Source organism: Alienimonas chondri (assembly GCF_013036045.1).
Lineage (GTDB): Bacteria > Planctomycetota > Planctomycetia > Planctomycetales > Planctomycetaceae > Alienimonas > Alienimonas chondri.
Window position 1 is genome coordinate 1 of record NZ_WTPX01000329.1, and the last position, 1,225, is coordinate 1,225.

Genomic DNA, 1,225 nt, shown 5'->3' on the forward strand with positions numbered 1-1,225 from the left:
GCCGCGGACGCAGCGCATCCGGCGCCGCGGCGACCGCGAAGGCCCGCGATCCCAGCGGCAACCGGGCCAGCGGCTGCGGCTGATCGGCCCGGAAGATCACCAGATCCCGCGTCTCCTTGCCGGTCTGCTCCACCACCGCGAAGCCCGCCGCGGCCCCGAAGGCGCCCGCCGGCCAGACGGCCGTCTGCGTCACGATCGGGTTCGCCACGGCGTATCGCTGCGTCACCGCCAACGCGGCCGGAGCGTCGTTCTGATCGGCCTCGGCGGCTTGTTCCGTGCCGAGATCGGCCAGGTTCACGCCGGTCAAATCCACGCGGAACAACCGTTTGTTCCCGACCAGCGCCGAGGCGCCGGGCAGCGGTTTGACGACCAGCGGCGGAATCTGCCGCTCGCCCGTGTCGCCCAGCAGATGCGCCGGACCGAGCGGGTTGTCGAGCTGCTGCAGGTCCACGCCGTCTTTCACGCCGCCGTTCTCGTTCGTGAGGTTCGTCGGCAGGAACGGATCGGCGGCCCAGAGGCGGCCGTCTTCGCTGCCGATCACCAGCGCGGAGACGTCCCCCGTGAAGCCCAGCGCCGTCGGGGCGGCGTCGAGTTGAATCCGACGCACCGGTACGGGCGGGCCGTCCTGCGGCCAACGGAGCACCGCGACCGTGCGGTCCCCGGAGGCGTACGCCAGCACCACGGAGCCGGCGCTGACGTCCGTGCCCAGTTCTTCGCTCATCTGCCGGGCGAGTTCCATATCCACCTCCGCCACCGCCGCGGCGACGGCCGGCAGCGGGGCGCGGCGGCTTGCCGTGACGAGTTCCCGCTCCGGGGTGAACCGTCGCACCAACCCGCGACGGGCCACGTCCCACAGCAGCACGGCGCCGGCACTGGTCGTCGCGGCCAACCGCCGGCCGGACCCCGCTCCGGCCCCGCCCAGCCCCAGCCCCGCGGGGCTGAGCGCGGCGTAGGTATCGTGGGAGGATTGCAGCGTGCCTTCTTCATAACGACCGATGCGGCCGGCTTCGGTGACCAGTCGAACGGCCCCGCCGGCGAAGCGGATCGCCTGATCGACGCGACCCTCGCCCCCGTGGCGTCGGGAGCCGAGGCCTCGGACGCCGGCGCTTTGGCCGCGAACGCCGCCCGCGAACGTCGGTCCGCCATCGACGGCAGCGGCGATCTGCTGGCGCTGGGGCAGTCGATCACCGCGCTCCGCACCGCCCCCGGTCGGCCCGGCGCGGTC

1 pseudogene is annotated in these 1,225 nt (G+C 73.7%); it reads right to left on the reverse strand.

Features of this window, described 5'->3' with window-relative positions:
- Positions 1–1,225: pseudogene (locus LzC2_RS21460) on the reverse strand (hypothetical protein); the annotation flags it as partial.